15 protein-coding genes are annotated in these 18,694 nt (G+C 66.4%); 13 read left to right on the top strand and 2 right to left on the bottom strand.

Translation table 11 applies throughout. From position 1 onward, the window contains the following. Position 1: 1 nt before the first annotated feature. The 8 genes from eccCa (at position 2) to glmM (ending at position 9,408) form a co-directional block, all read left to right on the top strand. Positions 2-3,988, top strand: coding sequence for a type VII secretion protein EccCa (eccCa, locus tag J2X62_RS00460; RefSeq protein WP_310176138.1), 3,987 nt, complete (start codon positions 2-4; stop codon positions 3,986-3,988). Then, the gene (locus J2X62_RS00455; RefSeq protein WP_310176136.1) at positions 3,985-5,481 is read left to right on the top strand and encodes a type VII secretion-associated protein; all 1,497 of its coding nucleotides are present in this window, start codon (positions 3,985-3,987) and stop codon (positions 5,479-5,481) included. The genes eccCa and J2X62_RS00455 overlap by 4 nt, the downstream gene beginning before the upstream one ends. A 187-nt stretch (positions 5,482-5,668) precedes the next feature. After that, on the top strand, positions 5,669-6,007 hold the full coding sequence (locus J2X62_RS00450; protein WP_032365623.1) for a WXG100 family type VII secretion target: 339 nt from the start codon (positions 5,669-5,671) through the stop codon (positions 6,005-6,007). Between the two features lie 64 nt (positions 6,008-6,071). Continuing rightward, positions 6,072-6,353 (top strand): WXG100 family type VII secretion target, encoded by a 282-nt coding sequence (locus tag J2X62_RS00445; RefSeq protein ID WP_032365622.1) that lies wholly within the window; start codon positions 6,072-6,074, stop codon positions 6,351-6,353. 111 nt (positions 6,354-6,464) lie between these two features. Then, on the top strand, positions 6,465-6,806 hold the full coding sequence (locus tag J2X62_RS00440; RefSeq protein ID WP_027496343.1) for a TraR/DksA C4-type zinc finger protein: 342 nt from the start codon (positions 6,465-6,467) through the stop codon (positions 6,804-6,806). A 184-nt stretch (positions 6,807-6,990) separates the two neighbouring features. Next, positions 6,991-7,434, top strand: coding sequence for a 50S ribosomal protein L13 (gene rplM, locus J2X62_RS00435; RefSeq protein WP_027496344.1), 444 nt, complete (start codon positions 6,991-6,993; stop codon positions 7,432-7,434). Then, positions 7,431-7,955: a 30S ribosomal protein S9 gene (rpsI, locus tag J2X62_RS00430; protein ID WP_027496345.1), complete on the top strand. Its 525-nt coding sequence runs from the start codon at positions 7,431-7,433 to the stop codon at positions 7,953-7,955. The genes rplM and rpsI overlap by 4 nt, the downstream gene beginning before the upstream one ends. A gap of 106 nt (positions 7,956-8,061) precedes the next feature. Beyond that, a complete protein-coding gene (glmM, locus tag J2X62_RS00425; protein WP_027496346.1) occupies positions 8,062-9,408 on the top strand; it encodes a phosphoglucosamine mutase in 1,347 nt (448 codons plus the stop codon). A gap of 21 nt (positions 9,409-9,429) precedes the next feature. Here the strand turns inward: glmM and J2X62_RS00420 are convergent, their stop codons facing one another. Then, a complete protein-coding gene (locus tag J2X62_RS00420) occupies positions 9,430-10,470 on the bottom strand; it encodes an LLM class F420-dependent oxidoreductase (protein ID WP_027496347.1) in 1,041 nt (346 codons plus the stop codon). A gap of 150 nt (positions 10,471-10,620) precedes the next feature. On the opposite strand from J2X62_RS00420, the gene J2X62_RS00415 reads away from it, so the two are divergent. After that, a complete protein-coding gene (locus J2X62_RS00415; RefSeq protein ID WP_310176121.1) occupies positions 10,621-10,926 on the top strand; it encodes a type VII secretion target in 306 nt (101 codons plus the stop codon). Next, a complete protein-coding gene (locus J2X62_RS00410; protein WP_310176118.1) occupies positions 10,923-12,821 on the top strand; it encodes a hypothetical protein in 1,899 nt (632 codons plus the stop codon). The genes J2X62_RS00415 and J2X62_RS00410 overlap by 4 nt, the downstream gene beginning before the upstream one ends. Before the next feature lie 282 nt (positions 12,822-13,103). Here the strand turns inward: J2X62_RS00410 and J2X62_RS00405 are convergent, their stop codons facing one another. Beyond that, the gene (locus J2X62_RS00405; RefSeq protein ID WP_283348291.1) at positions 13,104-13,964 is read right to left on the bottom strand and encodes a dienelactone hydrolase family protein; all 861 of its coding nucleotides are present in this window, start codon (positions 13,962-13,964) and stop codon (positions 13,104-13,106) included. Between the two features lie 99 nt (positions 13,965-14,063). Here J2X62_RS00405 and glmS point away from each other — a divergent pair, with 99 nt between their 5' ends. The 3 genes from glmS (at position 14,064) to alr (ending at position 18,691) form a co-directional block, all read left to right on the top strand. Then, positions 14,064-15,926, top strand: coding sequence for a glutamine--fructose-6-phosphate transaminase (isomerizing) (glmS, locus tag J2X62_RS00400; protein WP_032388213.1), 1,863 nt, complete (start codon positions 14,064-14,066; stop codon positions 15,924-15,926). A 52-nt stretch (positions 15,927-15,978) separates the two neighbouring features. Beyond that, positions 15,979-17,412, top strand: a complete 1,434-nt coding sequence (locus J2X62_RS00395) for an NAD(P)H-hydrate dehydratase (protein WP_204857422.1) — start codon at positions 15,979-15,981, stop codon at positions 17,410-17,412. Positions 17,413-17,488: 76 nt separating this feature from the next. Further along, complete coding sequence (alr, locus tag J2X62_RS00390; protein ID WP_094716600.1) at positions 17,489-18,691, top strand: alanine racemase; 1,203 nt, start codon at positions 17,489-17,491, stop codon at positions 18,689-18,691. Positions 18,692-18,694 lie beyond the last annotated feature (3 nt).

Below are 18,694 nucleotides of genomic sequence, written 5' to 3'. Positions count from 1 at the left end.
GATGAGTACCGTGCGCTTCGTTCGCAGCGCGCGCCGGGAAGTACCTCGGTCACCGGGCGGCGAGGTCGTACTTCAACCGCCGCCTCCCGTGCCGCGCGCGGTACCCGGCAATCTCCTGATGAAGCTGATGCCGCTGGTGATGGTCGCCGCCATGGTCGGAATGGTTGCGCTCATGTTCACTTCCGGTGCGGCAGCGAACCCGATGATGTTGATGTTCCCAGCCATGATGCTGATGTCGATGGTGGGCATGTTGGCCGGCGGGGGCAAGTCCGGGGGAGCACGTACCGCCGAGGCGAACGAGGACCGTAAGGACTATCTGCGGTATCTCGACCAGCTTCGACGAGACGTCGCCGACACCGAGCGAGATCAGCGCAGGGCACTCGAGTGGAGCCATCCGGATCCGGGCACTCTGTGGTCGACGGCCGGAACGCAGCGTATGTGGGAACGTCGGCCTCAGGACGCCGACTTCGCGCACGTGCGGGTCGGGCTCGGCGATCAGCGTTTGGCGACCCGACTCGTGCCTCCCGAGACCGGACCTGTGGAAGAGCTGGAACCGGTGTCCGCGGTGTCGCTGCGCCGATTCGTGCGAGCACACTCGGTGGTGTCCGAGTTGCCGATTGCCGTGTCGCTGAGGGGATTCGCCGCTCTGTCGATAGCCGGGGATCGCGATGCCGCTCGTGCGATGGTGCGCTCGATGGTCGCCTATCTCTGTACCTTTCACGGACCGGACCACCTCGCGGTTGCCGTCGTCTGCGGCCCCGACACCGTGGAGCAGTGGGAATGGACCAAGTGGCTGCCGCACACACAACACGACGTGTTGCGAGACGGTGCCGGTTCTGCGCGAATGATCTTCGGCAGTGTCCTCGAGCTCGAGAGCGCGCTGGGGGACGTCCTGTCGATGCGGAATCGCTTCGCACGTGGGGCGGTGAACAGTGGGGTCACGCAGTTGGTGATCGTGGTGGACGGCGGACTGGTTGCCAACCGTTCGACCGACCTCACCGACACCGGCCTCGATTCCGTCACCATCGTCGACCTGTCCCGGTTGTGTACGCGACTGGCGGCAAGTCGCGGGCTCCAGCTGGTGGTCGAGAACGACTCGATCGGTGCGGTCAGCGGCACGGCAGTCGAGGTCTTCGCTGTGGCGGACGCGATGAGTACCACCGAGGCACACGCCGTTGCTCGACGCCTTTCTCCGTATCGCGCGCCGTCGTCGCCCTCCGCTGTCGATACCGTCACCGACGACGGGGCCGCAGTGTCGGGATGGAACAGCCTCGTCGGAATCGCCGACGTCGGTGCGCTCGATACGGATCGAGCGTGGACAGTGCGTCGCGGTCGAGACCGGTTGCGGGTACCCATCGGCGTCGCACCCGACGGCAGCGCAGTCGAGATCGATTTGAAGGAGTCTGCCGAGAACGGCATGGGTCCACACGGATTGTGCATCGGCGCAACGGGTTCGGGTAAGTCGGAGTTTCTGCGTACGCTCGTTCTCGGGTTGGTGTCCACCCACGCCCCGCAGCAGTTGAACCTGGTGCTGGTCGACTTCAAGGGCGGGGCGACCTTCGCGGGGCTCGAGGCCGCGCCGCACGTTGCGGCCGTGATCACCAACCTGTCCGAGGACCTGGCTCTGGTCGACCGGATGCGTGATGCCCTCGCCGGCGAGATGAACCGTCGGCAGGAAATGCTGCGCTCGGCCGGAAACTTCGCCAATGTGTCCGACTACGAGAAGGCGCGCGCAGCGGGAGCTGCTCTGGCGCCATTGCCCGCTCTGTTCGTGGTGGTCGACGAGTTCTCGGAATTGCTCAGTCAGCAACCGGAATTCGCGGAATTGTTCGTGGCGATCGGGCGGCTCGGACGTTCGTTGCACATGCATCTGTTGTTGGCCAGTCAGCGTCTGGAAGAAGGCAAGCTGCGCGGACTCGACAGCCATCTGTCCTATCGAATCGGTCTGAAGACGTTCTCGGCCAACGAGTCACGTTCTGTTCTCGGTGTTCCCGACGCGTACCACCTGCCTGCTCAGCCCGGTGCCGGCTATCTCAAGTGCGATTCGGCCGAGATCGTCCGCTTCGCTGCGGCCTACGTGTCCGGGCCGTACGTTCCGCCACGTTCGAGTGCGGGGGCACCCGCTGCGCAGGGCGTCGATATCCGTCCGAGGCCGTTCACCGCATATCCGGTCGTGGTCGATCCCGTCGAGAACGACGTCCGTGTCGAGCCGGTGGTCGAACCGGATCCGGTCGAGAACGACGACACCGGCGCGACCGTTCTCGACGTCGTCGTCGGCCGAATCGCAGGCCGCGGTATGCCGGCCCACGAGGTATGGCTACCGCCGTTGGACAAGGCACCGACACTGACCCGCATACTGCCTCGGTCGGTACTGAGCGGCGGCGTCGATTCGCTGAGCACACTTCGTGCTCCGATCGGCATCATCGACAGGCCGTTCGATCAGCGGCGGGATCTGCTCACCGTCGACCTGTCCGGTGCAGCCGGGCACGTGGCGATCGTGGGGGCTCCGCAGTCGGGGAAATCGACGGCCCTTCGGTCGCTGATCATGGCTCTGGCGATGACGCACACACCCGCTCAGGTTCAGTTCTACTGCTTGGACTTCGGGGGTGGAACGCTGGCCGGGTTGGCCGAACTACCGCACGTCGGATCGGTGGCCAACAGATTGGACGTCGACCGAGTACGCCGGACCGTGGCCGAGGTCGCGGCTGTCGTTCGTCAGCGGGAGAAGACTTTTCGAGATCGCGGCATCGATTCCATGGTCGAGTTCCGGCGGCTGCGGGCGATGCAACCGGTCGATGCGAACGACCGGTTCGGCGACGTCTTCCTGGTGATCGACGGATGGCAATCCATCAGATCCGACTTCGAGAGTCTCGAACAGCAGATCGCGACGCTGACGACCCAGGGACTGGCATTCGGTCTGCACCTCGTTCTGACGGCCTCTCGCTGGGCAGAAGTGAGGCCCGCGACGAAGGATCTGATCGGGACCCGGCTCGAGCTGCGACTCGGAGATCCGTCGGACTCGGACATCGGCCGAACGAAAGCCGCCAGTGTGCCGCAGGGCCGACCGGGCCGGGGTATGACCAAGGACGGTCTCCACCTGCAGATCGCACTGCCTCGGGTCGACGACCGTCGATCGGTGGCCGACCTGTCTCGAGCTGTCGCAGAGTCCGTCAGCGCGATCGCCGCAGCGTCCACGGGGTCGCCTGCCCCGCCGGTCCGCATGTTGCCGGAGATGCTCGAACGGTCGGAGGTGCTCGATCGACTCGCCGGCGCCTGGCCCCGCGACCGTGGCACCGTTGCGGAACTGAGGGTTCCGATCGGCATCGACGAGGCCGAGCTGGCTCCGGTGACGGTCGACTTCGCCGAGAACCCACATTTCGTCGTCTTCGGCGACAGCGAATGCGGGAAGACGTCCCTGCTGCGGGGGATCTGTCGATCTTTGGTCGATGCGAACCCACCCGATCGGGTGAAACTGATCGTGGCGGACTACCGTCGAACTCTCTTGGGCACAGTCGATTCCGAGCATCTGGCCGGCTATGCGGCCGCGCAGGCGACGTTGACGGCGATGATCGTCGATCTTGCAGGCAGAATGAGCAGGCGCATGCCGGGATCGGACGTGACCCAGCAGCAGCTCCGAGAGCGGTCGTGGTGGGACGGGCCCGAGGTGTTCGTCGTCGTCGACGATTACGACCTGGTGGCCACGGCGTCCGGAAACCCGTTGTCGCCCTTGGTCGAGCATCTGCCACACGCCCGGGACATCGGACTGCACCTCATCGTGGCGCGTCGCTCGGGCGGGGCGGCGCGGGCACTGTTCGACCCGGTGATCGGGCGGCTACGCGACCTGGTGACTCCGGGATTGGTCATGAGCGGGAGCCGAGACGAGGGGAGCTTGATCGGCACCGTGCGTCCGAGCCCGATGCCGCCCGGACGTGGAGTGTTCGTCGATCGGTCCGGCCCCGCGCTCGTGCAGCTCGGACACTCGAGTTGACGAGGGCGCAGTGGCGTTACGCGGCTGTGCATCTGAGTCATTCGGAGATTTCTGTCGTCGCGTCCGGTGCGACGCTGCAGGGTCCACGCGAACACGTCGGATCCGCATACGCGGTATCGGAGGGTGGTCGTCTCGTCTTCGGGCGGGCGGGCGCGGACACCGAGGTCCCTCCGCTGCTGTGTCTCGACGATCGATCGATCCTCGTGGGCGGCGCAGTGTGGGATCGCGGCGAAGTCCTGCACGGGATCGTGTGGTCGGCGCTGCAGGGAGCCGGGATACACGACCGACTCGATCTGCTCGAGATCGCGTATCCCTCGACGTGGGGCGACGAGCGTCGAGAGCTCCTCCGAGCCGTGTTCGCCACGTCGGCGAGCGAGGTCGTCGTCGTGGAGACGGCGATCGCCGCGGTCGCGTCGGCGGGAGAACGCGCACCGGCTGCTGCGGTGGTGATCGAAGTGGGCACTCTCGACACGACGGTCGTTCTGGTGGACGAGGCAGGAACTCACGGCGGCGACATCGGTGCAGTACTTGCTGTCGGAGAACGAAACGACAGCTGGCGACGACGAGCCGACGACTACCTTCGATCGTCGGTGTCGCAATGTCCCGAGGACATTTTCATCGTGACGGAGTCGGGTTCGAGCTCGAGCCCCGCTGCGGAAGATCCGGCACGATGGCTGACCGGTCTCGACGTGGCCAGGTCTCTGTATCGACGTGCGGGAGCGGAGGTGGAGACTGCCTCGCCAGGTCGAGCCGCGGCAGGGCGCTCGGCGGCATGGCTCGACGAAGTGACCGTCGCGGTGCCACCTCCGCGAAGAAGCGGATTGCCGGTTCGAGCGTTCGGTGCGGTGGCCGCATCGGTCATCGTTGCCGGTGGTGTCGTTGCACTGACGTTCGTCTTTCGGTCTCCGGAAGAGGTGGCCGTCGCGACCTCGCCGCCGTTCGCGGTGCCTGCCACCCAGGCGGCATCGGCGACCGAAGCCACCTCCGCGACCGAAGCCGCCCCCACGACCGAAACGACCTCGGCGACAGCAGTGTCGGCGACGAGGGAGTCACCGTCGGTGATCCCGTCGGCGACGTTCGTCTCGGGCCGGGCGTCGCTGCGACTACCGGCGACCTGGACCAGGATGGAGGACCCGGCCCGGATGGTGTTGATTCCGCCGACAGCACCCGAGCGTCGCATCGTCGTCACAGTGCAGGAACTGGTGCCCGGCTCGACGCTCGAACAGGTTGCGTCCGAGCTCGGTGCGGCAGTCGACGCGCGTGGACCCGACTCCCCGATCGGATCGCTGGAGCCTGCCCGTGATTTCGGAGGTCGGGTGGGGATCTCGTACGTCGAGCGGCCGGCCGATGCGTCCACTGTGTTGTGGCGTGTGCTGGTCGAATCGGATGTGCAGGTGAGCATCGGCTGCCAGTTCGAGGGACCGGACTCGTCCGCGATCGACACCGAATGTGATCTGGCCACCCAGACTCTGGAGATCGTGCCGATGAGTTGAGGCCGCCGCGCAGATTTTCGCCGTATGCCGGAACCGAACCGAGGGGTGGCTGCGTCCAAGGAGATGTAGGGGAGTGAGCGGGCCGCACGCGGTCCCTCGGTCGAGCGTCATGTGCGCCGCGGGCGTACGTGGATACGAAAATCGAAGCAGAGGAGTCGAAGTGGGATATCCAGGGGGACCGGAATCTATGGGTTCGTCGAACGGCGTCACCGTCACACCGCAGGAGCTCGTTGCTGCCGGGGCGACGATCGAGGGCCTGAGCGTGTCGATCGATGCGTCCAACTCGGCCGTGCGTTCCATCGTCGAGCAGACCGCCGAGGCGTGGGTGGGCAAGGCCGGCAAGTCGTTTCAGGATGTCATGTCGCAGTGGGACACCAGTGCCCAGAAGATGCGCAGCGCGCTCGAGCAGATCTCGGCGGACATCAAGACCAACGGCCACGGCTACTCCGATGCGGACGACGACAACGTGGCGGCTGTGAACCAGGTGGCGGGATCGCTCGGTTCGGGACTGACCACGTTCAACTGACGGCACGACCGGCCACCGAACGACCGACCACACGACCGAGCTCTATTTAGGAGACTGATTCGACATGAAGTACGACTTCGCTCAGATCGCGGCGTTGACCGAGGCGATGAACAAGCAGGCGAACGTGACCAAAGACCTTCTCGCCGACGTGGACGGCACTGCGAAGAGACTCTACGAATCGTGGGAGGGCGACGCGATGACGTCCTACTACGAACTCCAGCGTCAGTGGAACTCCGCATCCGACGAGCTCAATCTCATTCTGTCGAGCCTCGTTGCGGCCGCCCGCACCGGCGGCGAGGCCATGCACGGGGTGGAGATGGCGAACAAGGCGCGCATGGCGCGCTGACCGTAGACCACGAGCGTCGTATGCCCCGATCGGCACTTGTCGGTCGGGGCATACGACTGTCGAGGGGCGCGCCACCTGGCGCGGGTTGCGGTGGCGGTGTGTACTGGACGAATGACGGATTTCGGGACGGCGATCGATGCCGAGCGTTCTCGCGCCGAACACCGCCTGCACTCCCTTCGCGACGAGCTCGCGTCGGTCATCGAAGGCAGCCGGTGGACCACCGACGACGACGAACACGACCCGGAGGGTTCCACCATCGCCTTCGAGCGTGCCAAGATCGCAGCCCTGATCTCCGACACCGAGTCCGAGATGCGCGAGCTCGACGCCGCGTCCACGCGGTGGGATCTCGGGACGTACGGCACGTGCGAGCGGTGCGGAGAGTCGATACCGGCGATCAGGCTCGAGGCATTGCCTGCGGCCCGCCGCTGTGTGCGGTGCGTTCGCCTATCCTGAGCCGGTCTTCCGCGTCGGAGGCGTTTTGACCTGGGTGCCGGCTCCCGGTATCGTTCCCCGTTGGCGTGTATGGGCTCGCCGCATTTCTTCGATGTGCAGAGCTCTTGTCCTCGGGTCTCAACTGGCCGCCGAGGGCATCCACACGTCTTGGCCAGCAGCGACATCATGAAGACAGGAATTTTCTGTGTCTACTTACGCCCCGAAGGCCGGGGACACCACCCGGACGTGGCATGTGATCGACGCCACGGACGTCGTGCTCGGACGCCTCGCCGTCCAGGCCGCGACACTGCTCCGCGGTAAGCACAAGCCCACCTACGCACCCAACGTCGACGGTGGCGACTTCGTCGTCATCATCAACGCCGAGAAAGTTGCCATCAGTGGCAACAAGCTCGATGGCAAGTTCCACCACCACCACTCCGGCCATCCGGGCGGTCTGAAGTCGCGCTCGACGCGTCAGGTGCTCGAGAACAACCCCGACCGTCTCGTGGAGAAGGCCGTTGTCGGCATGATCCCGAAGAACAAGCTCGGAAATGCCATCGCGAGCAAGCTGAAGGTCTACGCGGGACCGAACCACCCGCATGCCGCTCAGCAGCCCGTTCCGTTCGAGATCAAGCAGGTGTCCCAGTGACGGCGCCGGAGGGAAATGACGTGACGTCGCAGGAGAACATCGAAGAGATCGCCGCCGACGAGTTCGTGGCAGTGGAAGATCCCGAGGTGGCCACGGAAATCGAAGCTGCTGCAGCTCCGGCCCCCATCGTGTTCGATCGCCCGATCCAGACCGTCGGACGCCGCAAGGAAGCCGTCGCTCGTGTTCGGTTGTCCTCGGGCACCGGTGGATTCAAGCTCAACGGCCGCACCCTCGAGGATTACTTCCCGAACAAGGTGCACCAGCAGCTGATCAAGGCTCCTCTGGTGCTGGTCGACCGCGCAGAGTCCTTCGACATCGTGGCACTGCTGCACGGTGGCGGACCGTCGGGACAGGCAGGCGCGCTGCGTCTGGCCATCTCGCGTGCGCTGATCGAGCTCACCCCGGACGATCGCCCGGCTCTCAAGGCCGCCGGCTACCTCACGCGTGACGCGCGTGCGGTCGAGCGCAAGAAGTACGGCCTGAAGAAGGCCCGTAAGGCGTCGCAGTACTCCAAGCGCTGACGCGTCTTACCCGTTCCATCCTCGAGGGCAGGCTCCAGCAAGATCGGATGCCTGCCCTCGAGGCATTTTCCGACGATGTTCTCTCTGTTCGAAGGGGTCTTCATTCATGGCGCGATTGTTCGGCACCGACGGAGTGAGGGGACTCGCAGGCGGGGTCCTGACGGCAGAGCTCGCCATGACCATCGCCCGGGCTGCCGCCGCCGTGCTGGCACCGGATGTCGACGGTGGTCGACGGACAGCGGTCGTCGGCCGTGACCCCAGAATCAGCGGTTCGATGCTCGGTGCCGCAGTGTCGGCCGGGCTCACTGCCTCGGGTGTCGACGTGATCGACGTGGGCGTGCTGCCGACCCCCGCGGTCGCCTACCTCACCGGCGAATACGGCGCGGCGCTGGGCGTGATGATCTCCGCCTCGCACAATGCGATGCCCGACAACGGAATCAAAATTTTCGCCGCAGGCGGGCACAAGCTCGACGACGACATGGAAGATCGCATCGAGGCGTTGCTCGGGGTGGACGGCCGCACCGAGAAGCCGGTCGATGTGACCGGCGCTGCCATCGGTCGCATCGACGTCGCTCCCGACGCTGCCGAGCTCTATGCCGGGCACCTCGTCGCACCGCTCTCGCACCGACTCGACGGTGTCACCGTCGTGGTGGACTGCTCGCACGGTGCAGCCTCGACGGTCGGACCGGAGATCTACCGCCGGGCCGGTGCGACGGTCGTGGCGATCAACGCCGAGCCCGACGGGCTGAACATCAACGACGGGTGTGGTTCGACGCACCTGGAAGGGCTGCAGAAGGCTGTCGTCGAGCACGGGGCCGACCTCGGGATCGCGCACGACGGCGACGCCGACCGCTGCCTCGCCGTCGATGCCTCCGGTGCGGTGGTGGACGGGGACGCGATCATGGCTGTGCTGGCCATCGCGATGAGTGAGAACGGCACGCTGACCGACAACACGTTGGTCGCCACCGTCATGAGCAACCTCGGGCTCCACATCGCGATGCGCGAAGCGGGAATCACGTTGCGCACCACCGCAGTCGGTGATCGATACGTCCTCGAGGAGTTGCGCCGCGGAGGGTACGCGCTCGGCGGTGAGCAGAGCGGGCACGTCGTACTGCCCGCGATCGGGACGACCGGCGACGGGATCGCGACCGCGCTGCGTGTGATGGAGCGGATGGCCCGGACCGGACGCACCCTGGCGGATCTGGCGTCGCCGATGCGCACGCTGCCCCAGGTGTTGATCAACGTACGTGTCTCGGACAAAGCTGCGGTGGCGTCGGCACCGTCGGTGTCGGACGCCGTGGCCGTCGCCGAGCTCGAGCTCGGCCAATCGGGGCGAGTTCTGTTGCGTCCCAGCGGGACCGAACAGCTCGTGCGAGTGATGGTGGAAGCGTCGGAACTCGACGTCGCGACCCGGCTCGCCGAGGAGTTGGCGGGCCGGGTCGCGGCGGTCTGATCGTCAGGCAGTGTCCGATCGTCAGGCGGTGAGTTCTCGCAAGGCGGTGAGCTGCGCGACGCGTCCTGCGGTGTCCTCGGCCAACGGTGCGACGTTGAGTGTCGTCACGCCGGCTTCGGCGAAGGCTGCCACGCGCTCCTTGACGTAGCTCTCCGGTCCGATGAGATTCACCGAACGCGCGAGCTCGTCCGGAACCGCCGCTGCTGCTTCCTCTTTCTTGCCGGCGAGGTACAGGTCCTGAATCTTCTCGGCCTCGGCTTCGTAGCCGTAGCGCTGAGCAAGGGAGTTGTAGAAGTTCTTTCCCTTGGCTCCCATGCCGCCGATGTAGAGCGCCAGGTGCGGCTTGACCCAGGGGAGGTACTTGTCCGCGTCCTCGCCGATGGCCAGGGTGGGACTGGCGAACACCTCGAGTTCGCCGAGTGACGGATCGCGTTTGGCCTTGCCTGCGGCCAGCGATTCGCCCCACACGTCGGCTGCCTTCTCCGGGAAGTAGAAGATGGGCTGCCAGCCCTCTGCGATCTCTGCGGTGAGCTCGACGTTCTTCGGTCCGAGAGCGGCGATGACGACCGGAATTCGTTCGCGCACAGGGTGATTGATCAGCTTGAGTGGCTTGCCCAAGCCGGTTCCCTTGTCCGCCGGCAACGGGATCTGGTAGTGCTTGCCCTGATACTGCACTTTTTCTCGACGCCACACCTGGCGGCAGATCTCGATGACCTCACGGGTTCTGGCGATGGGTGCGTCGTACTTGACGCCGTGGAAACCCTCGACGACCTGTGGCCCGGATGCGCCGAGTCCGAGAACGAAGCGCCCGTCGGAAACGTAGTCGAGGCCGGCGGCCGTCATGGCCGTCAGCGACGGCGTTCTCGTGTAGATCTGGAAGATGCCCGACGCGATCTTGATCGTGCTCGTCTTGGCCGCAAGGAACCCGAGTTGACTGACGGCGTCGAAAGAATAGGCCTCGGGCACGAAGATGATGTCGAGGCCCGCCTTCTCGAGTTCGGCTACCTCGGCAACGGTCTCGGTGAAACCACCGCTGTAGTTCAGCATCGTTCCGATGTGCATGGGACTCCTCGTTCTCGAGTAGCTGGTGGAGCTGCTCGGTTGTCTGTTACCGACGTTTCGTATCGGGACGTTACCGCTCGCCGGGGAACCGATGGGAGTCGGCGCACGTCATAGAGGGAAAGGGGCACTTCGAGCGGGAACGGGCGGGCGATGAGCGACGGATTCTGGGTGGACGCGGTCCGCGTGCGCGAGGTGGCGGACTCGATGACGGCGTCGGCGGAGGCCCTGGGCACGGCAGCCGATTCGATCGCATCACCGGGATTCGGTACCGCCGCCGCAGGACGGAACTACGGAGACCTGGGCGCGGCCTATCTCGACGCCCACTCCGGGCTCGGGCGAGCCGTCGGGGTGTGGCGATCGTCGGTCGACGACATCGCGGATGCCCTCGTCGCCGCGATGAGCGCGTACGAAATACAGGACGACGCCGGTGCCCACGCGATCGACTCGTTGCGGTGACTGTTTCTTCCACCTCGCCCGCCGAGGCAGCATCGGTCGACGAGATTCTCGACGCCAATGCCGTCGGGCTGCTGTATTTCGAGCGTTTCCTGCCGTTGGCCGAGCGCGTTCCCGGCAGCGAAGTCCCGCGCTACGACGAGGTGTGTGCACGGTACGACGAGCAGCGCGGCCTGAACCTGGAGGCTCTGGCGTCCGACGCAGATGCGGTCGGGGCTATGGCTGCGGCGCTGGGTGAACAATTGGACGAGCAGACGCAGCTCCTGATCGTTCTTCGACTGCGGTGGCACGGTGACGCCGGTGAGACGGCCCAGCGATATGTGGCCACCGAGCAGGAGAGAGCAGGGGTGCTTCTCGACTCGGTCGAGGATGCGCTGCAAACGATGTACGCGGCTGTGGACGTACTGCGTGAGGCTGTGACCGACAAGGCCGAGCTCGTCGGAAGCCTCGATACCGACGCCGTGGAAGGACACGATCCCGACCGAATCGATGCGCTTCTGCTGGCCTCGGGCATCGAGTGCGTCCCGGTCGACCGGGCAACCGTGTTCGCCCGCCTGGCACCGGCGTTTCCGGAATGGGCCGAGCGATTCGCGCGAGCAGACGTATCGGACGAGTTCGCGGCCGAGGTCGCCGACCGGTCTCGAGAATGGATCGAGGGCGAGTTCGTGCCACATGTGCAACGCACGTGTGCCGCAACGTCGTCTGCCTGCATGGCCACGGACACGGCCGTTCGAGAGTGCCTGGCCCTGGTGGTGAAGGTCATCGAGGAAGTCGTCCACCCCGTGTTCGACGAGCTCGACGAGCGCAGTTGGGTGCCACTGGCTGTTGCTGAGAAATCGAGTGAGCGGTCGTCGCCCGAGAACTGCCCTGCGGCGGTCACGGCCGGAGCTGGGGGAGAGGCAGCCGTCACCGGACCCGCATCGGCAGCCCACCCTCCGTCCGAGGTGCCGGCCTCGGCTCCGCCGGCGCAACCGGCACCTGCTCCGGATGCACGTGCCACCGGTCCCAAAGCGTGGGGCGAAACCGAGAACGACAATGGTCGTGAAGACAGTCGGGTCGATGCAGTCGCCGGACTCGTCGACGGCATTGTGGACGACATCGTGGGCCGGGTTGTCGAGGCGCTCGGTGACACGACCGACGACGGGAGTCTCGGCGACGAGACCGATGCCGACCCCACTGCAGAACCCGACCCCACCGCAGAACCCGACCCCGCCTCAGAACCCGACCCCACCGCAGAACCCAATCCGACTGCAACGCTCGATGATCCGCCCGCTTCGATACCGTCGCCGGAATTCGGTGATGCATCGAAGGTCGTCGGCGAGCGCGGCCATCTCGAGGCCGAACTCGACGGCCATCGTGCCCGTATCGCGCTCGAACACGATGGGGCCGTATCGCTTCGACTCGAGACACCGGGCCTCGGGGTGCGCACGTTCGAGTTGCGCGTTGGTCCTTTCGGATTGCCGGAGATCGTCGAAGTTCCCGGGACCGTCGATCCGAGCGGTGTCGGGGTGTCGAACCGGTCTTCGGCGACCGTGGAACCGCCGGAGCCCGCCGCGGGGGATCGAACCACACCCGATGCAGAACCCGAGATCGAACCGGCACCTCCTTCTGCCGAGTCCGGCGCTCCCGAGCAGAACACAGCGACCTCACCGCCGGTGGATGTCGCACCGGCCGACGAGCCGCAGGTGGGTAGTGAACCGACGGACTTGCAGCCCGCATCGACCGCGGACACCCCGGAGGTATGCGTTCCTGAAACTTCGGGCGAGGAGCGCTCCGTCCGGCAGGGCTCGAACGAGACTCATGAGGTACCTGCAGCTCCCGTGGCCCCTCCGGTCACCGAACCTCAGCCCAGCTCGGCGGGGTCCGGCGCGGGCTTGAGCGAGGCGGGTGCACTGTGAATCCGGACCCCGCGTGGCGTCGTGAACTGCACCGTATTCGCGACGCGCATCGGTCGGCGATGGCGGATACCGCCGAACGGCTACGAAATCCAAGAGAACCGGCGAGAACCCATGTGGGACAGGGGGTTTCGGACCCATTGAGTGGAAGCGACACTCGGTCGGCGGCGGGCTCGGTCCTGCGCCCGGCTCACCTGGATCGGCGGCACGGCGCACCACACGTCGAACCGGACCCCGACGAGCAACCCCGATCGTGGCTGGTGTGACGACGCCGAGCCCGGTGGGTCAGCCGCGACCCAGCAATGCCTTGATCGACGCGGTCGCCTTCGGCTTGGGCTGCTCGGTCAGCGGCGCGTGAGGATCGACAGCACGGGTGCCGGCGATGTCGCCGTTCGTTCCGGCCAATTCCTCGTAGTCGGAGTCGCCGGTCAGGTGGTAGAGCAGAAATGCGGTCAGTACAGCGCGGGTGCGTTGCTGGGTCTTGCGGTCGGAGCTGTTGACTCCCAGTGCGCGGAGCATTCGCCGGCCTTCGACGAATCCGTCTGCCGTCGAGCCGTCGATCCGTCGGAGGACGGATGGTCCGTGCCAGGCCTGGGCGAGAGCCAGTGAATTGTCGTTGAGCGAATCTGCGTTCGAGCTGTCGCCGACGACCAGTCCGGGCACGTCGAGGCCTGCGGCGGCGTCCTCGGACGACGGTGCCGTCGGTGCCGGAAACAGGGCGGCGACCGCTTTGACATCCGGTCGTCGGGAGGCAGCGAGTACGGCGGTCCCGGCGCCCATCGCGTGACCGACTGTGGCCAGATTCTCGGGATGCACGCTGATGTTGCCCGAGCCCAGGCGAACGCCGGTCATGATGTCGAGCACAGTGCCCAGGTCGGCGGCGAGTCCGCGGTGCGAGGGCACGAGGCCACGCTCGGTGTCGGGTGCTGCCACGACGAACCCCCACGACGCCAGGTGCTTCAGGGTGTCGGTGTAACTGCCGGGGCGCAGCATCCAACCGTGCGCGAACGCCACACCGGGCAGGCCGAAGCCTTCGGCCGGGGTGTAGACGACGCCAGGTTGCCCGGCCAGGGCCAGGTTCCCTCTGAGTACCTTGTGCGGGCCACGCTTGGAGAGAGCAGATGCCAGCTTCTTCGGTTTCGCCACGAGAGATGACGCTACCGAATGTGCTCGGGTATGGGGACGCCGGACACGGCGACCTGAGCGAATGGGTCGTGCGCGTCGTGCCGAGTACCCTGATGCACCATGTGCGGAATCGTTGGATATGTCGGCCACCGCCCAGCTTTGGGTGTGGTGGTCGAGGCGCTTCGGCGTATGGAATATCGGGGCTACGACTCCGCAGGAATCGCGATACTGGACGGCGCGGGCTCTACCGCGGTGGAGCGCAAGGCCGGGCGTCTGGCAAACCTCGAGGCCGAACTGGACGACATCGGCACCGATACGTTCGTCGGGACCACCGGCATGGGACACACGCGGTGGGCGACGCACGGGCGTCCGACCGACCGCAACGCTCACCCACATCGCGACGCGTCCGGAACGGTGGCGGTGGTGCACAACGGCATCATCGAGAACTTCGGTCCGCTGCGTGCCGAACTCGAAACGGCGGGTGTGGAGTTCCTGTCCGACACCGATACCGAGGTCGCTGTCCACCTCGTCGCTCGGGCATACGCGGACGGGCCCACCGCGGGCGATTTCGTCGCCAGTGCGAAGGCGGTGCTGCGTCGCCTCGAAGGTGCGTTCACGCTGGTCTTCACTCATTCCGATCACGCGGACACGATCGTCGCTGCGCGTAGGTCCACCCCTCTGGTGCTCGGAGTCGGCGAGGGCGAGATGTTCCTCGGGTCCGATGTCGCAGCATTCATCGAGCACACGCGCGACGCCGTCGAACTCGGGCAGGACCAGGTCGTCGTCATCACGGCCGATGGCTACGACATCAGCGATTTCGACGGCAACGAGGCGCAGGGGCGTCCGTTCCGGATCGATTGGGACCTCGCGGCCGCCGAGAAGGGCGGCCACGACTACTTCATGCTGAAGGAAATCCAGGAGCAGCCCGCCGCCGTGGCCGACACGTTGCTCGGCCACTTCGACAAGGGCCGGATCGTGCTCGACGAGCAGCGTCTTTCCGATCAGGAACTGCGTGACGTCGACAAGGTGTTCGTCGTCGCTTGTGGCAGTGCCTACCATTCGGGTCTGCTCGCCAAGTACGCCATCGAGCACTGGACCCGGCTGCCGGTGGAAGTGGAACTGGCCAGCGAGTTCCGCTATCGCGACCCGGTACTGGATCGGTCGACCCTGGTCGTGGCCATCTCGCAGTCCGGCGAGACCGCCGACACCCTCGAAGCAGTGCGGCACGCCAAGGACCAGAAGGCGCGCGTTCTTGCGGTGTGCAACACCAACGGCTCGCAGATTCCCCGCGAGGCCGACGCAGTTCTGTACACGCGTGCAGGTCCGGAGATCGGCGTCGCGTCGACCAAGGCGTTTCTCGCCCAGGTGACCGCGAACTACCTCGTCGGCTTGGCTCTCGCTCAGGCGCGCGGCACCAAGTACCCGGACGAGGTGGCGCGCGAGTTCGCCGAGCTCGAAGCGATGCCGGAGTTGGTGCAGCGGGTGCTGGAGACGGTCGAGCCGGTGCGTGCGCTGGCGCGCGAGCTGTCGACGTCGTCGACGATCCTGTTCCTCGGTCGACACGTCGGTTACCCCGTCGCTCTCGAAGGCGCGCTCAAGCTCAAGGAGCTCGCCTACATGCATGCGGAGGGCTTCGCCGCCGGTGAGCTCAAGCACGGTCCGATCGCGCTGATCGAGGACGGCGTTCCGGTCATCATCGTCATGCCGTCGCCGAAGGGCCGTGCGGTGCTGCACTCGAAGATGCTCAGCAACATCCGCGAGATCCAGGCCCGCGGCGCTCGGACGGTCGTCATCGCGGAGGAGGGCGACGAAGCGGTCCGGCCTTTCGCGGACAGTCTCATCGAGATCCCGGCGGCGTCGACACTGCTGCAGCCGTTGCTCTCGACGATTCCGCTGCAGGTCTTCGCAGCCGAGGTCGCTCAGGCGCGCGGCTACGACGTGGACAAGCCGCGAAATCTGGCCAAGTCCGTCACGGTCGAGTAGAAGGATCGGCGGGGCTCGACACACTTGACGGCACGAGCGGGAGGACCTCGGCATGCGCGGCTACTACACACCCGAGCAGATCAGGAACGCCGAGGCTCCGCTGCTGCAATCGTTGCCCGACGGCACGTTGATGCGCCGCGCTGCGTACGGTTTGGCCTCGGTGGTGGCGCGCGAGCTCTTCTCGCGAACCGGCGGCGTCGCGGGGCGACGGGTACTGATACTGGTCGGATCGGGAGACAACGGCGGAGACGGCCTGTGGGCAGGTGCGTTCCTGCGCAGGCGCGGCGTCGCGGTGTCCGCGCTGCTGCTCGATCCGGACCGTGTGCACGCCGAAGGTCTTGCGGCCCTGCGAGCCTCGGGGGGACGGGTCGTCACGGAGCCGGACGATCCGGACCTCGTCATCGACGCTATCGTCGGGATATCAGGGAAGGGTCCGCTACGTCCCCACGCTGCCGGGATGGTCGACCGGATCACCGCGCCCATCGTCTCCGTGGACATCCCCAGTGGCGTCGATGCAGAAACCGGTGAGGTGTCGGGACCGGCGGTGACCGCCGATGTCACCGTCACGTTCGGCGCTCGCAAACCGGTGCACGTGTTGGCCGTACCTCGTTGTGGCCGAATCGACGTGATCGACATCGGGCTGACCCTGCCGGCACCGGAGATCGAGTCCTTCGAGCCGGCCGACGTAGGCCGAATCTGGCCGATTCCCACCGCGTCGGACGACAAGTACTCGCAGGGAGTCGTCGGCGTGTTGGCCGGCAGCGCCACGTATCCCGGGGCCGCGTTGCTGTGTGTCGGCGCAGCCGTCGCCGCCACGTCCGGGATGGTTCGGTACGTGGGAAGTGCCGGCGCAGAAGTGGTCTCGCACCACCCGGAGGTCGTCGTCGCACCGGATCTGGATGCAGCGGGGAGGGTGCAGTCGTGGGTCGTCGGCCCCGGCTTCGGCACGGACGAATCCTCGGCGGACATCGTGCGTCGAGTTCTCGAATCGAATCTGCCGGTGGTCGTCGACGCCGATGCATTGACGATCCTCGCGGACAACGAGCAGTGGGTCGTCGATCGCACAGCAGCGACGCTGTTGACCCCGCACGCCGGGGAGTTCGCCCGCCTGACCGGATCGGAACCCGGTCCCGACCGCGTAGCGGCCGTACGAGGCCTCGCCGCTCGGTGGGGCGTCACCGTGCTGCTCAAGGGCCGCGCGACGGTCGTCGCCGACTCGGACGGCACCGCGTTCGTCAGTGACGCGGGCGGATCCGCCGCGTCCACCGCCGGATCCGGGGACGTGCTGTCCGGCGTCCTCGGTGCCCTACTCGCAACCGGAATGGCACCGTCGACCGCGGCCGCGTGCGGGGCCAAAGTGCACGCACTGGCCGCAGCCCATGCCGCGCACGGAGCCGATGGCGAATTCGCCGCCCCGATCTCGGCGACACCGTTGTCGAACAGCCTGCGAGAAGCCATCCGGACGGTCCGCTCGGTCGCTGTCTGAGCTGCACTGGGCTCGCCGGCCGACCTAACGGTGTGTCATGAGTTGTGCCACCTGATCCGTGGTGTGTGCGGCAGGGATGGCACTATCGAATGTTGTGACTATCGGTAACGGCGACGTGGAGACCGATCCGCGGACGGATTCGGGTGCTCTGGCAACCGTCGATCTCGATGCCGTGGCCCACAATGTCCGGGTTCTGCAGGAAGTCGCAGGCGACGCCGCCGTGATGGCCGTCCTGAAATCCGACGCCTACAACCATGGGGCAGGCCCCGTGGCACACGCTGCCGTCGCGGCGGGCGTGCACGAATTCGGGGTCACGACCATCGGCGAGGCCCTCGAACTGCGCGCAGCCGGAATCACCGTGCCGGTGCTGGCGTGGCTGCACCGGGCCGATTCGGACTTCGGTGCTGCGATCGCCGAGAACATCGGAGTCGGGGTCTCCACGGCCGGCCAGCTGAACTCGGTGATCGCCGCAGCCAGGCGGACCGGTCTCACCGCCGACCTCTCGCTCAAGATCGATACCGGCCTCAATCGCAACGGCGTTGCGCGGGCGGACCTCGATGTCGTCCTGGATGCCACCGCGTCGGCTGTCGCCGAGGGGTCCGTGCGATTGACAGGGATGTTCTCGCATCTCGCCTGTGCCGACGAACCGAATCACCCGGCCAACGACGCCCAGGCAGAGCGGCTCCGCGACGCTGTTGCCCGCGCCGGCCGGCGCGGTATCTCGCCGGCCGTCGTGCATCTGTCCAACTCGGCGGCAACGCTGACCAGGCCGGACCTCGGTTTCGACATGGTGCGTCCGGGTATTGCGCTGTACGGCCTGTCGCCGGTGCCCGATATGGGAGATTTCGGCTTGCGTCCGGTCATGACATTGTCCGCGCAGGTGGCCCACATCAAGAAGGTGAACCGAGGTGAATCGGTGTCGTACGGATACACCTGGACAGCTCCGACCGACACCGTGGTCGCACTGGTGGCGCTGGGTTATGCCGACGGGGTCGTACGCCGACTCAGCGGTCGTTTCGAGGTGACCATCGACGGTCGTCGCTACCCGTCGGTGGGGCGCGTGTGCATGGACCAATTCGTCGTCGATCTCGGCGGCGACAGCTCGGGTGTCGCCATCGGCGACGAGGCGATACTGTTCGGGCCGGGGGACAGCGGAGAGCCGCACGCTCAGGATTGGGCGGATGCGCTCGACACCATCGGCTACGAGGTCGTCACCGGCGTTCGTGGACGTGTTCGACGTCGTTTCGTCGGCACGCGCTCAGGGGAGGCGACGAAGTAGGCC

The organism is Rhodococcus sp. 3258 (assembly GCF_031456475.1).
Classification (GTDB): Bacteria; Actinomycetota; Actinomycetes; order Mycobacteriales; family Mycobacteriaceae; genus Rhodococcoides; species Rhodococcoides fascians.
Note: the sequence above shows the minus strand (reverse complement) of the source record. Positions and strands in the feature narration are given on the sequence as shown.